Below are 14,167 nucleotides of genomic sequence, written 5' to 3'. Positions count from 1 at the left end.
TTATCCACCCCCTGGCATACATCCGCTGATAATCCTCCATGCTTTTATCTGACATCTCGTTCGTTTAATAAATTCTCTGAAAAATTGCTGATCTCCACGCCTTTCTTAAGAAAAAACATGTTACCATCATATATAATTGAGGAAACTAAAAATTATAATAGGACGTTCATTCCTATATAGAGATGCGTTTGGAAAGGGGAACCATAACTTGAACAGCAAATACTTAGATTTACTGGCTCAAAAATATGATAGTGAAGAAAAAGTCGTTACAGAAATCATTAACTTAAAAGCCATTCTTAATCTGCCCAAGGGGACAGAGCACTTTGTCAGTGACTTACACGGGGAATATCAAGCTTTCCAACATGTGTTAAGAAATGGTTCCGGGAAAGTGAAAGAGAAAATAGCCGATCTCTTTGAAGAGGAATTATCAGCAGAAGAAATGAATGAGTTTGCTACATTAGTGTATTACCCTGAAGAAAAAATCAAGTTAATTAAGAATGCATTTGATAATGACCAGGAATTAGAACACTGGTACATACAAATGATTGACCGGATGTTAAAGCTTATTTCCTACGCTTCTTCCAAATATACGCGTTCAAAGTTACGCAAAGCATTACCCGATCCATTTGTTTATGTAGTGGAAGAACTGCTATACAAAACAGAAGATTTCACAAATAAAGAACCTTACTATAATAAAATAGTCCAGCAAATTATTTCGCTCGGACAGGCGGACAAGTTGATTATTGGTCTTTCCTATACGACACAGCGGTTAGTCGTGGATCATCTTCATGTTGTGGGCGATATTTACGACCGTGGACCTGAACCGGATAAGATTATGGAAACACTGATCAATTACCATTCGGTTGATATTCAATGGGGGAATCATGATGTATTATGGATCGGCGCTTTTGCCGGATCCAAGGTCTGCCTGGCCAATATTATTCGAATCTGTGCCCGTTACAACAATTTGGAGATCATTGAAGACGTTTATGGCATTAATTTAAGACCACTTCTCAATCTTGCGGAGAAATATTACGAGGATAACCCCTCCTTCAGACCGAAAATAGAGACCGAAGATAAACCCTCCGCATTGGAAAGGGAACAAATTACCAAAATTCATCAAGCGATTGCCATCATCCAATTCAAATTGGAAAGCTCGATCATAAAACGACGTCCGTACTTCAACATGTCTGAACGTCTGCTATTGGAGAAAATGGATCAGGATAATCACGAAATCACCATCCACGGGAAAACATACCCGCTGGAAAACACCTGTTTTCAGGCGGTCGATCCGGATGCACCTGACCAACTATTAGAGGAAGAAGAACAGGTGATCGAGAAGTTGCTATTCTCTGTCCAACATTCAGAGAAACTGGCCAGACACATGAAGTTTCTTATGAAAAAAGGAAGCCTTTATTTGAAATATAACGGGAATCTATTAATCCATGGCTGTATTCCTTTAGATGAAGAAGGGAACATGGAAAAAATGACGATCGAAAATAAAACCTATGCCGGCCGGGAACTGCTTGATATATTTGAGCATTACTTACGTCAGGCTTTCGCCCATCCAGAAGAAACCGATGATTTAGCGACAGATATGGTCTGGTATTTATGGACAGGCGAATATTCTTCCCTTTTTGGAAAAAGAGAAATGACGACCTTTGAGAGATATTTCATAAGCGATAAGGAAACCCATAAAGAGAGAAAGAATCCGTATTATCATTTACGAGAAAATGAAGAGATGTGCCGCCGAATCCTGGAAGAATTTGATCTGAATCCAGATCAAGGTCATATTATCAATGGCCATACCCCTATCAAAGAGATTGATGGCGAGAATCCTATTAAAGCTAATGGAAAAATGATTGTTATCGACGGAGGTTTCTCCAAAGCGTATCAATCAACAACAGGAATTGCTGGTTACACCTTACTCTTTAATTCGTATGGGATGCAGCTGGTGGCCCATAAACAATTCAACTCCAAAGAAGAGGTCCTGAGAAATGGAGCCGACGTTTTATCGGTTAAACGATTGGTCGATAAAGAATTGGAGAGAAAAAAGGTGTTGGAGACGAATGTGGGTGAGGAATTATTACAAGAAATTTATATTTTGAACAGCTTGATGGAATATCGATATATGAAATAAAGATTTAGCTAAAGGATCAGCTCCTGGAGGAAGGGAGTCGTATGAGTCGTGCGCCTGCTTTTGCTGGTAGTTGAAAAAAGTTAAAGAATAAAGCGAACGATCTTCCATACTAATGGAAGAAGGATGGGCTGTATTTAAACAGACTTTGGTGGTTATTATTTACAGATGTGGGGGAATCAGGCGTAATGTAGAAAATAAATTATAAAGGCGATGAAGAGAACAGTAGCTGGAAAGAATCCTTCACAGAGAGCTCCAGAAGGTGAAAAGGAGCAGGGAATTTTTTAGTGAACCAAGCCTCTGAGCTTCACACGGGAACTAGACAGGGGATCGTGTGACGGGAGCTCCCGTTAGAGAGAAGGTATTCCGAATCAGAATTGGCGTACCTGATGAGATTAATATGGTGACATATTAATAAACTGGGGTGGCACCGCGACGAATGAATAACCTCGCCCCCAAGACCATTGGTCTTGGGGGTGGGGTTTTTTTGTTTGTTTAGAAAATGGTTGCAGGCTCATTTGTGGAAGAGACTTACTTCGTTGGGAGTGGAAACGTCTTAAGTGAGTCGTTTTTCATCCTAATCTAATTTAAAAAAGGGGAATGCGTATGGAGGTTACAAAATTTGCTCGTTCATGGAAAGCTCCTCTCTTGTTATTATCAGCGATCGGATTATCCAATATTGGAGATTGGATCTATTTAATTGCTTTAAATCTCATCGTCCTTGAAATGACGGGGTCGCCACTTGCGGTGGCTGTGCTTTACATTTTAAAGCCTTTGGCATCCCTTCTTACAAATGTATGGGCCGGTTCTTTCATTGATAGGGTGAATCAGCGGCGGTTGATGGTAGCGATGGATATCATTAGAGCTATCCTGATTGTCCTTCTTCCTTTTCTATCTTCTCTATGGATGATTTACAGCATCGTGTTCATTGTCCATATGGCGAGTGCCGTATTTGTACCGGCATCGATGACCTATATCACCAAATTAGTGGTACCGGAAAAGAGGAAACGCTTCAATTCTTTTCGAGGGTTTATTGATTCCGGGGGGTTTTTAGTAGGGCCGGCTGTTGCCGGCGTGCTGTTCATGTTAGGGACTCCCCACATCGCGATGTATGTGAATGCAGCGACATTCTTTTTATCGGGCATGATGACACGGTGGCTGCCCAATCTTGAAGAAAACGGGAAGAGGGAACCTTTCAAGTTATCTAAAACGCTCATTAAAAATGACTGGGCGGTCGTGGTGGCGTTTTCGAGGAAAAAGATTTGGGTGATGTGGATTTATTTCTTATTTGGATTTATGATGGTCATGGCCACAGCACTCGATTCGCTTGAAGCTGCTTTTTCAAAGGAAGTATTGTTGTTATCTGATACTACATACGGTTTCTTAGTTAGTTTGGCTGGTGCAGGAATTGCACTTGGATCCTTAGTTACGGCTTATTTTTCTAATAAACTGTCGATCTTTTTCCTGCTTGGTTATGGCTCTCTTTTCGTTGCTGTCGGCTATCTGATTTATGCTTTTTCAGAAGGTTTCTTTATGGCAGCGATTGGATTCTTTATCCTTTCGTTTTCTCTGGCCTTTGCGAATACTGGTTTTCATACCTTTTATCAGGATCATATACCCGTGCATGTGATGGGAAGAGTAGCCAGTGTTTTCGGTTTGGTGGAGGGTATACTGATTATTATGGCCACCGTTCTCATTGGTGTAGGGGCACAGTGGGGATCGATTAAATCTGCGGTCCTCATTGGCTCTTTCGTGATGTTAGGGATTACGCTTATGCAGGGAATGGCTTGCACGCACATGAAAGGAAAAAAAGGGGAATTGGTGAAGGCGTCTACAGGGTAATCGCTCTTATGGAATGGCTTTTTGTAGTTAAGTGGCTGGATTGATAGTCATCACCGTTATGATTGTTCCTCCAAAATACGGTCACACGAATGGTAATCCAGACAGCGGGGCCGATTCGGCTTGAGCCTGTTTATCCCCCATGGTCACGAAAGAAGGCAGAAAAATTGATCAAAAAACGCTTAAGACATGCGTTTTCTCCATAATATGTGTCATAGATACTCCTCTTCTTAGGAAGCTTGCTTCAGAGGAACAGAAAGTCATCCGGATATCATAGAATTGAAAAATATGGTGATTTCTATGTGACCCATCCAATTAGAAATAAAATCTTTTCATCTATCATCCGTTGCGACATTGGGAATTACGAACCGTTAATTAGGATTGATTAAGAGGATTTCTTTTATTTAAAAAGGGAGGGGAAAAGAGTGGAAATGATGTGACTATGACGGTTGGTCAAAGACACAGAAGGAAAATACCGTAGGCTCAAAAGGTAAAGAAGTAGGGAAGTAAAGCAGTGGCATCCACCGATAGTATAAGAGTCTCTTATTCTGGCTATCCTAATGCTAGAAAGGATGATGAGTATGCATTACATGGAAAAGACAAACAAAGTGATGGCAGAGCTGATCGCAGGGAAACGTTTGCAATTTGGCAATTACTCTTATCATCAGTCGGTTTTTACGGATGGGAAAAAAGAAGTACCCGAATGGGAAGTCCGCCAATTTGTCCTCAATTACTTTATGGCTTTGGAAAATGTGAAAAGTCATGTCTAGTTTTTTATGAAAGGGAAGGGAAATCAAATGGATTTCCTTTCCTTTTTTTGTGGAAGGAACCATGGTTAAGAATGATACTTAAAAGACCTATTTGCGCATGCGTCTTTCTGCAATATCGGCAGAAGTATTTTAATCGGAGGATCTCCCCATCCACTTCACCCTAACCTATTCCTTTGAGAGGGGTAGAGCCGAAGATCAATAAGGGGATTCCCTGCTATTTCTTTATTGGATGACCGGGATGTTACCCATTCTAGGCTATCGAAAATAGTATGCTTTTTTTGTATACCGGTTATTAGACATGAAGCGATATTTTATTTTGGATTTTCGGTTTGCATACTTTTATCCATCCTTAGGCATTCTATTTGTAAAGGAATGTATGAAATGGGAGGAAGGCCATGAATACGGATATATCAAGCTTAACTTCAGGTGAAATGGGGAAACTTTGGGCTACATATGCTGGCAATACAATGGCCGATTGTGTGCTTAGTTATTATCTGAAAAATGTAGAAGATAAGGACATTAAAAAAGTTTTACAATATGCTTTAGATTTAACCAGAACCTATATAAAAGATATAGAAATGATTTTTAAAAAGGGAGGATTCCCGATACCAGTAGGATTAACAGAGGACGACGTAAACTTAGAGGCACCCAGACTGTTTAAGGATGAGTTTTACCTTTATTATTTACAATACACAGCAAAAGCAGGAATTAGCTTATATAGTGCTGCCATAAGTATTGTAACGAGAAAAGATATCAGGGATTTTTACATGAAAGCCCTTCATGATGTTGTCAAATTAATGAACCATACCAATGACATTTTAAAATCAAGAGGGTTGTTAATGAATACACCCAAAATTCCGAACCCTAAGGGGGTGGATTTTGTTCATGATCCAAGTTTTTTAAATGGATATTTAGGAGATGTAAGGCCTCTTCACGGCCTGGAAATTGCGCATTTATATGATAATATTAACAATGATGTTACCAGTAAAGCCCTTATTATTGGATTTAGCCAAGGAGCAAAAAATAATAAAGTAAGAAAATTTTTAGAACGTGGCAGAAACTTGAATGAAAAGCATATCGAAAAGTTATCAAAAAAACTTAGGGAAGACTATTTGCCTTTTCCTTCCCTTTTAGACCATTTGGTTACATCATCTACGATCCCCCCCTTTTCTGATAAATTGATGGTTTTTCATAAAGTAGATATGTTCTCCATGAAAGTAAGGGAATATGCAAATGGAGCGTCCTTAAATGGAAGAAAAGATATTGGAGCCTTATATGCTCGATGTTTAATGGATGTTTCATTCTATGTAAAAAGCGGGGCGAATATTTTGATTGAACATGGGTGGATGGAACAACCGCCTTTTGCGGTTAATCGAGACCAACTGTCTTCGAATGATTGATAGAAAATCGCCGCTTTTTGGCTTGAAAATTGGGCAGGATGAATAGCAAACATTTAAAGGGAGCCATCTAGTGCTGCTCCCTTTTTTTGATGCTTGTTACATGTTTCGAATTTTTATAGCCTCTATTCCTGTATATTTGTAAAGTTCATGTTAAAGATTTGCAGTCTTTATTGACTAACGGAATTCATCCCTATACACTATCGTTATCGGAAATTGATATCGAATACCGATAACGATTTTCAAAAAAAAGGAGGGACGGATTTGGACAATAAAGTATTGAGGAAGCTTTTCTTAGGATTCATCCAAATCCACATTTTACATCATGCGAAAGAAGAAGCTATTTATGGATCTTGGATGCTTGAAGAGTTATATGAGCATGGCTATGAAATGAGTGCCGGAACCTTATATCCCATCCTTCACAGTATGGAAAAAGATCAACTGCTGGATCGGGAAGATGTCAATGTGAATGGAAAGATTCGAAAGTATTACCGAATTACAGACAAGGGGGATTCTGTTCTACAGGAAGCACGGACCAAAGCTTACGAACTTTTTAAAGAAATTAAATAATTGGGGGTGAATGAATTGAGTCAAAAGCAAGAGAAAAATAAAATACAAACCCTTTTAGAAATCTTAGTTACATCTACCAAACTAGGATTGACTTCCTTTGGCGGGCCAGTCGCACACCTAGGTTATTTTAAAGATGAATATATCGATCGTCGGAAATGGTTAAACGACAAAACCTATGCAGACTTGATAGCGTTGTGTCAATTCCTCCCCGGACCAGCAAGTAGTCAGGTTGGAATTTCTATTGGAATATTACGTGGCGGGATTTTAGGGGGAGTGACTTCCTTTTTAGGGTTTACGGTTCCTTCCGTTATTGTTCTTGTTATTTTCGCTTTACTTTATCAACATTTCACATTGGATGATGTGGGGTTCATCCATAGTCTAAAAGTGGTCGCAGCAGCTGTTGTCCTGCATGCTCTCATCGGTTTAGGTAAGAAATTGACTCCAGATAAAAGCAGAATGGCCATTGCTCTTGCAGCTGCCCTTATTATGCTGCTGTATCCTTCGGCATGGATACAGATCATGATCATCCTGGCTGCCGGGTTAGTAGGGTTATCCTTGTTTAAAAATAAAGCTGCCTCTAATATTGAATCTTTCCCTGTGAATATATCGAAGAAAACAGGTGTTCTTTCTTTAACGGTCTTAGGGAGTTCGCTCATTGTTCTTCCCCTCATTAATAACGCAGTTAATCACTCATTGATTAATATTTTTGATACCTTCTTCAGGGTAGGTTCCTTAGTCTTTGGCGGCGGTCATGTCGTCTTGCCTATGATTGAAAGGGAGCTCGTCCCACAAGGTCTATTGTCTCCAGATGAGTTCTTGGCTGGTTATGGTATGGCACAGGCTGTACCAGGACCATTGTTTACTTTTTCAAGTTACCTCGGGACAATGATGGAAGGGATAACGGGAGCTGTCGTTGCTACCATAGCCATTTTTCTACCTTCTTTTCTGCTTATTATCGGAGCCTTGCCTTTCTTAAGTGAATTACGGAAGCGGGCATCCTTCCAGGGCATTCTAATGGGAGTGAATGCCAGCGTAGTAGGTATCCTTTTGGCTGCATTCTATGACCCGGTCATTAAGAGTTCGATCTTTGATGGAACTGATTTTGCTCTAGGCGTTATTTTATTTGCCTTATTAAATATCTGGAAAGTTCCGGCATGGCTTATTGTTATCATAGGTGTCATCGGAGGTTATATCCTCAATGGATTAGGCTTCTAAAAGAGAAAAATTGTCGAACCCTCATCGGTTATGATGAGGGTATTTCGTTTATCAAGGACATCTATTGACGAAGGAGCATTAGTAAGGGGCACCTGTTGTGTATTCTCCATATTTTATTGACTTTGGGGACGGGAAACGTACGTCATACAAAAGGTGTATCTTTTGAACAAATGGGGTTCTCTTTCTTGAAGGATCATTAAAAAGCTTCTCCTGTCATGATATTCATAAAATCTTTGAAGAACAGAGAATAGTCGAATTGAAATGCGATATCATGGCGTTGGGCCGTTTCTTCAAATTCGATATAAGGTCGAATGTCGGCAATGCTTTGACCTCTAAGTATTCCAGTAGTGGTGGTATCGATATAAACGGGCAGCTTTTGATAATGAAACATTTCAGGATGCAGGATCGCCATCATGGTAAGCACATCGTGGACGGGACTCCCTTTGATATCAGGGTTCCTTTTTTTATAAAAATCATAATAATAGTCCAATAGTTGTTTCACCATTTTAACCTTCCCTCTGGCGCCAATATAGTCAGCCATTTCAGGGGTAACAATGGCGTGATCTGTCACATTCAATGGAATAATCTTGACATTGTCTGCGTAATTGAGAACTATTTTTACAGCAACGGGATCGGCGTGAAAATTTGCCTCTGATACAGCCGTGACATTACCTGGAACCCAGAAGGCTCCACCCATGATATAATATTCTTTCACCTCTTCCATGAGAGACCGATATAAAATGAACATTGTTGCAAGTGCCGTGAGCCTGCCAACGTTTAATATGATCAGTTCGTCTTTATATGTGTGAATAATATCTACGATTTCAAAGAAGTTCTCGATTACTCCTTCATATTGCCCCGGTGTTATAGGACCTAATCCATACTCGCCGTGAACTTCAGGATAATAAGTAGGAGTTTCCCCGGTCATAGGAGCTTCGGCGCCTACGATAATCGGGACATTTTTAATTCCAAAGAGATCAAAAAGGTAATGGACGCTTCCGACAGCTACCTCTCTTGGAACATTCCCATAATCGGCCACAATGCCTACCAAATCAATTTCATCATTTAAATGGGCATAAATCAGTGCAATGGTATCATCTACTCCTATATCCCCGAAAACCAGAACTTTCTTTGCCATCCCATCCCCTCCTGCCGTTCGCTATTCGCATTGTTATCGTTATAGTAGTTAATGTAAGAATATGGAGAATGTGCCTGTATCATAAAAAAAGCCTAAGGAACCAAAATCTCAAAAGTATAATAATAACACAAGGTCCGAGCTGGACGGTTGAGGACGATAAGAGGGAAAGGTAGAATAAAAGGTAAGAAGGGAGAGGATAATATGAACGAAGAACAGATTTTTAAACAGATCAACATGATAAGACAAGCAACACTGAAGGAAATGGATGGTGTTACAGAAGAACAAGCGGATAAACAGCCGGAAGGATTTAAAAATACAATCCGCTGGAATCTTGGACACATTTACGTTGTGCAAAACTCATTGATGGCTAAGTTTGGTGGAAAACCGATGGAAACGCCGTCCCGCTACCTTAAACTGTTCGCACCAGGAACAAAACCGTCTGATTGGCAGAGTGACGTCCCGTCCCTTGACGAGCTGAAGCAGAAGCTTGAGGAACAGCCGGCGAAACTGAAAGAGACGCTCAACGGACAGTTGGACGATGAAGCAGCAGAAGCCTTCTTATCCTTACCGACGGTTGGAGAAATTCTTAATTTCACGTTGTATCATGAAGGCGTACATACCGGTACGATTAAAGCATTGAAAGCAAATATGGCGGAGTAAAAGGGAGAAGCTGACTAGATGCGTAGTCAGCTTTTTCTTTTTGATGCATGTCTTTAATGTTCAAAATCTACCCTACGATTTTCCCAGTCTTCTCTACCATTCCCTTTTGATAGAGGTTGAGCCATCTTTTCGGCCGTTTTAGAGGACCATATGAATCCCCATTTTTATAGGTAATCCTTCCAAAAAAGGCATCACAGGTGGAGTCCCAAATTCTGATTGTATAGGGAAAGAAACCCTCCAGTAAATCGTAAAATCCCTAATCCTTAAAGGTCAATTTTTATTCTCGGCCTTTCCACCGTTATTTTTTGTTGCAAGTACAACAAAAATGAGGTAAATTTAATATAAGTTACTTTTTGTTGCATTTTCAACGAATTATAGAGCAGAGGAGTTCACTATGAAGGAAATACTTCGTGAAATTGGAATGATAGCAAGGGCATTAGATTCAATAAGTAATATAGAATTCAAAGAATATGATCTCACGAGAGGACAGTATTTGTACCTTGTGCGAATTTATGAAAACCCAGGAATCATTCAAGAAAAGGTAGCGGAGATGATCAAAGTAGATCGGACAACAGCAGCCCGGTCGATAAAAAAACTTGAAATGAATGGTTTTATTGAAAAAAAAGAAGATGAACATAACAAAAAAATAAAGAAACTCTTTCCAACAGAGAAAGGGAAAATGATATACCCTTTCATAAAAAGAGAAAATGATTATTCCAATTCCGTTGCCTTAGAGGGATTTTCAGAAAAAGAAATGGAAACCATTTTTCACCTTCTTCAAAAAGTCAGAAAAAATATAGAAAAAGACTGGGAATTTGTTAAAAAAGGGAACAAGAGGAGGTATTGATGACTATTTAAAGAAAGGAGCAATAAATGTAATGACTATAAAAATTAGGACTTGTACCTTGGAAGATGTACACACTCTTCAAGAAATCAGTTATGAAACATTTAAAGAAACATTTGAGGACCAGAATTCACCAGAAAATATGAGGGCCTATTTGGATAAAGCGTTTAGTTTGAAGCAAGTAGAAAAGGAGTTATTAAATCCTTCTTCGCACTTCTTCTTTGTTTATGTTAATCATGAAATCGCTGGATATTTAAAAGTTAATACCGGTGAAGCTCAGTCTGAAGAAATGGGTAAGGATTTCATTGAAATCGAGAGGATTTATATAATCCGTAACTATCAGAAGCAGGGACTTGGTAAATACCTGTTAAATAAAGGGGAAGAAATTGCTTTGGAACATAATAAAAGGAAGATTTGGCTCGGCGTATGGGAAAAAAATGAACAGGCTATTTCTTTTTACAAGAAAATGGGGTTTGTTCAATCGGGAGCGCATTCCTTTTTTATGGGGGATGAAGAACAAACAGACATCATAATGACAAAAAGACTTCAATAACAAAAGGGGAGGTGGATGATGATGTATATTCCCAAGCATTTTAAAGTAACAGACATCGGTGAAATCCGGGATTTTATTCAGAGGAACTCTTTTGGAACAATCGTAACGGCGAAAGAAGAAAAACCTATAGCTACCCATTTGCCTTTGGAGTTACACAAGCAAGGTGATGAATACTATCTCACCGGACATATGGCTCGTGCGAATCCTCAGTGGAAAACTTTCGAGGATCATCGTGTACTTGTTATGCATCAAGGCCCACATGCTTATATTTCCTCATCTTGGTACAAGTCTGAGAATGTACCTACATGGAATTATCAAGCCGTCCATATATATGGAACGGCTACTCTCATGAGTGAACAGGAATTGCAGGAAGACCTGAAACTACTCCTGAAAAAGTACGAACAACACCGTAAAAAAGCAGCTTTATGGGAAAAGTTTTCTCCACAAACAAAAAAACAAATCAAAGGGATCGTGGGATTAAAAGTAAAAGTGGAAGAAATTCAAGCGGCCTATAAATTAAGTCAAAACCGAAACGAAGAGGACTATGATCACATCATTGATCATTTAAATAAGGAGGGTGATTCACAGTCTCTACGTTTAGCAGAAGCGATGAAAGCTAGAAAAACACACCTATCTACCTTTCCTATGAAGGACGTTTAATCTTATACAAATCCGATGATAAAATTAAAAAATTAAACGGCCTTCATCGTTTGTATCTAAAAAAGGTATAAGGTGATTATTCCTGAACTTCTTTGACAGTACGGTCGTTTAAAGGATGAACAGGTCGATGGTTGTCAGGGAAGATTTGCTGGAATGCTTGAATTTGATCTTTTGACATTTCAATGGGCTGCTTAAAAATAACCCATTTCACATCTTCTGTACAAGGTGGAGTGGTTAACGATCCACTATAATGAAGGGATGTTTGATTTTGAGGGAGTATCGCCTCTAAATCAATTTTTCCCTTTAGTTGTCTTTCTTCGGAAGTTTCCTCATCAGGTAATTCACCCCAAATAGAGGCAAATTCTTCATTTTCTTTTCCTTCCTTTATCATCACTCCAAGGACCGCTATCTCCCCATTCGCGTCTTTATGTACAAGGTGCAGCTCCATATCAAAATGGACTCCATTAAATTGATGCTCGCTAGGAGTATGGAAATGAAATTGAGCGAGCTGATACTTATGACCTTCCACTACCATGTGGTTGCTGTCTGTGGAGGGATTAGCCAGCACCGTATGACCGTTGTTCAGAATGCTGAAAGGGGTTGGTTCATATTGAATGTGAATGTTTTTTATTTGTTCATCGGCTTTTAATTGGGAAAATTCAATATTGATGGGAGACTGCTCACTTCCGTCTGCACAGGTTTTGTTTGCTGGGTCAAGTTCTCCCCAGTGACCAGGTCCTGTTTCTCCTTTATAAGACCATTGATCATCATCTGAGTGTTCAGACTTTTCTGCTTCCCTATGGTTTGTCTGAGAGGTTTCCTTCGTTTTCTCTGAACAAGCGCCTAATAAAAAACTGAAAGATAATACTACACATGTGTACCCAAGCTTTGTTCTCATCATTGGTGATCTCCTCCTCTATTTTATTATCTATCCATTAAAATACAATAAAGAGAAATAGTAACAAAATAGTATTTGTAAGGGTAAGCGTTTACATAATAAAATAAGGAAAATGGACTTCCCTATTTATAAGTCAAACTAACCAATTGGTTCCCCCATGGAAAGGGAAGCTGCTTATTATCAGGGATATACAGAATGATCTTTATAATGATTAGATGAAACGATTCAGGATAAATAGGTTTATTCTATCGTGTGATGTTCGGGTCGAATCGTAGAATAAGAAACTTTATTCTTGATCATTTGATGGAGGATCCGAGATTCTTTGATAGGAGAGACATCCACTTGGCGTATTTCTTAGTCTGTTAGAACAACAGTTTTCCATTATAAGGGGGATTCTTATTGTTAAAAAGGGAGGTGGAAGAGGATTCTGTTTAAAAGGAGGGATTACGGGAAGCAATTCTTTCTTTGGTCTTAATCATAGAATTCCTATGTAAAACGGTTACAAAAAGGAGCAACCATTGTAAAGAAATATAAAAGAAAAGGTTTCATAAGCCTTTCTATTACAGGATTAGTTACTCTTATTATCCACCTCATATGGAGTAGAAAGGTGAGGGTTGTCCTAGATTCCTTATATTCCTAGATTATCGAACCTTTAAGAGAGGAGGATGCTAACAATTGGTCACCTTTTGGCATAAAAAGGAGAGGATCTTAACGGGAGAACTTGCCTTTTAAGGATAGAATGTCACTGTTTATAAATACATAAATTATTGCATAATTATGTAGACATAAATTGGAATATATGCTACAATATGACTTGACTCTTAGGACAAGTATATCCTTTTTTAGAAAAGACTATGAAACGCTTAATAGTTTGAAAATTACAAACTACAGGTGGTGTTTTGTTGTCTTTTTTTTTAAAATAAAAAACCTTCTTTATCTAAAGAAGGTGTGTGTTTCCCATGTCGTGAGTGGCAGCTCACGGACATGTTCATATAAATGGTTGGTTGTACCCTTAGTTTTAGGTAACTAAACAGACAGGGAGGGGAAAAGATGATTACATTTTTGTTAGGTGTGTTTGTGACCCTCACTAACCAGTTGTTTAGCTTTGAAATTGAAGGTATAGCCTCATCATGGTCTCTAATAAAGAGGCTATGGGTACTTGTTGGTTTTGTTTCTGTCGGAGGCATTCTTTGTGTAATTGTGTATGCCACCACTATCATAGCCTTTATTGTCAGTAAACCCTTTTGGGTACTGCTTATGGTACTACTAGTATTGCTGTGTACATTTGTCGTATCTGTATTAGTTGTTTCATTTTCAAATTGACTTTTAGTTTCCCCGCTTAGGCGGGGTTTTTTATTTGCTCTAAATGTAAAATGAACGTGTATTAGACTTTGTACTTAGTACCATTTTACACATAGATATATTACCACATAGGATGAGGATAAACAACGATTTTTTTCAGAATTACAATAATATTTCATAAAGT

13 protein-coding genes and 1 other annotated feature are annotated in these 14,167 nt (G+C 38.9%); of the genes, 11 read left to right on the top strand and 2 right to left on the bottom strand.

Going from position 1 to position 14,167, the window contains the following annotated elements; translation table 11 throughout:
- Window positions 1–208 precede the first annotated feature (208 nt).
- The 6 genes from BLW54_RS14950 to chrA all read left to right on the top strand — a co-directional run bounded on the left by BLW54_RS14950 (window position 209) and on the right by chrA (window position 7,928).
- A complete protein-coding gene (locus BLW54_RS14950; protein WP_074735526.1) occupies window positions 209–2,140 on the top strand; it encodes a fructose-1,6-bisphosphatase in 1,932 nt (643 codons plus the stop codon).
- 201 nt (window positions 2,141–2,341) lie between these two features.
- Window positions 2,342–2,597 (top strand) — a binding site (T-box leader).
- Between the two features lie 146 nt (window positions 2,598–2,743).
- Window positions 2,744–3,979: an MFS transporter gene (locus BLW54_RS14945; protein WP_074735523.1), complete on the top strand. Its 1,236-nt coding sequence runs from the start codon at window positions 2,744–2,746 to the stop codon at window positions 3,977–3,979.
- 578 nt (window positions 3,980–4,557) lie between these two features.
- Window positions 4,558–4,746, top strand: a complete 189-nt coding sequence (locus BLW54_RS14940) for a hypothetical protein (protein WP_035510516.1) — start codon at window positions 4,558–4,560, stop codon at window positions 4,744–4,746.
- 395 nt (window positions 4,747–5,141) lie between these two features.
- On the top strand, window positions 5,142–6,146 hold the full coding sequence (locus tag BLW54_RS14935; RefSeq protein WP_035510517.1) for a DUF3231 family protein: 1,005 nt from the start codon (window positions 5,142–5,144) through the stop codon (window positions 6,144–6,146).
- A 261-nt stretch (window positions 6,147–6,407) separates the two neighbouring features.
- On the top strand, window positions 6,408–6,713 hold the full coding sequence (locus BLW54_RS14930) for a PadR family transcriptional regulator (RefSeq protein WP_035510519.1): 306 nt from the start codon (window positions 6,408–6,410) through the stop codon (window positions 6,711–6,713).
- Window positions 6,714–6,728: 15 nt separating this feature from the next.
- Entirely contained in the window at window positions 6,729–7,928 is a 1,200-nt protein-coding gene (gene chrA, locus BLW54_RS14925) for a chromate efflux transporter (protein WP_035510521.1), read from the top strand.
- A 196-nt stretch (window positions 7,929–8,124) separates the two neighbouring features.
- Here the strand turns inward: chrA and BLW54_RS14920 are convergent, their stop codons facing one another.
- On the bottom strand, window positions 8,125–9,066 hold the full coding sequence (locus BLW54_RS14920) for a nucleoside hydrolase (protein WP_035510522.1): 942 nt from the start codon (window positions 9,064–9,066) through the stop codon (window positions 8,125–8,127).
- A gap of 201 nt (window positions 9,067–9,267) precedes the next feature.
- On the opposite strand from BLW54_RS14920, the gene BLW54_RS14915 reads away from it, so the two are divergent.
- The 4 genes from BLW54_RS14915 to BLW54_RS14900 all read left to right on the top strand — a co-directional run bounded on the left by BLW54_RS14915 (window position 9,268) and on the right by BLW54_RS14900 (window position 11,783).
- Entirely contained in the window at window positions 9,268–9,726 is a 459-nt protein-coding gene (locus BLW54_RS14915; RefSeq protein ID WP_035510525.1) for a DinB family protein, read from the top strand.
- 394 nt (window positions 9,727–10,120) lie between these two features.
- The gene (locus tag BLW54_RS14910) at window positions 10,121–10,573 is read left to right on the top strand and encodes a MarR family winged helix-turn-helix transcriptional regulator (protein ID WP_035510526.1); all 453 of its coding nucleotides are present in this window, start codon (window positions 10,121–10,123) and stop codon (window positions 10,571–10,573) included.
- 31 nt (window positions 10,574–10,604) lie between these two features.
- Window positions 10,605–11,123: a spermidine/spermine N(1)-acetyltransferase gene (gene paiA, locus BLW54_RS14905; protein ID WP_074735520.1), complete on the top strand. Its 519-nt coding sequence runs from the start codon at window positions 10,605–10,607 to the stop codon at window positions 11,121–11,123.
- 21 nt (window positions 11,124–11,144) lie between these two features.
- Entirely contained in the window at window positions 11,145–11,783 is a 639-nt protein-coding gene (locus BLW54_RS14900) for an FMN-binding negative transcriptional regulator (RefSeq protein ID WP_035510875.1), read from the top strand.
- 76 nt (window positions 11,784–11,859) lie between these two features.
- Here the strand turns inward: BLW54_RS14900 and BLW54_RS14895 are convergent, their stop codons facing one another.
- Complete coding sequence (locus BLW54_RS14895) at window positions 11,860–12,684, bottom strand: carbonic anhydrase (protein WP_035510530.1); 825 nt, start codon at window positions 12,682–12,684, stop codon at window positions 11,860–11,862.
- Between the two features lie 1,047 nt (window positions 12,685–13,731).
- Between BLW54_RS14895 and BLW54_RS14890 the strand changes: the two genes are divergently transcribed.
- A complete protein-coding gene (locus BLW54_RS14890) occupies window positions 13,732–14,004 on the top strand; it encodes a hypothetical protein (protein WP_035510532.1) in 273 nt (90 codons plus the stop codon).
- The last annotated feature ends 163 nt before the right edge of the window (window positions 14,005–14,167 follow it).

Source organism: Halobacillus karajensis, assembly GCF_900108515.1.
In the GTDB taxonomy this organism is placed as follows: domain Bacteria; phylum Bacillota; class Bacilli; order Bacillales; family Halobacillaceae; genus Halobacillus; species Halobacillus karajensis.
This window is presented reverse-complemented; position numbering and strand designations above follow the sequence as displayed.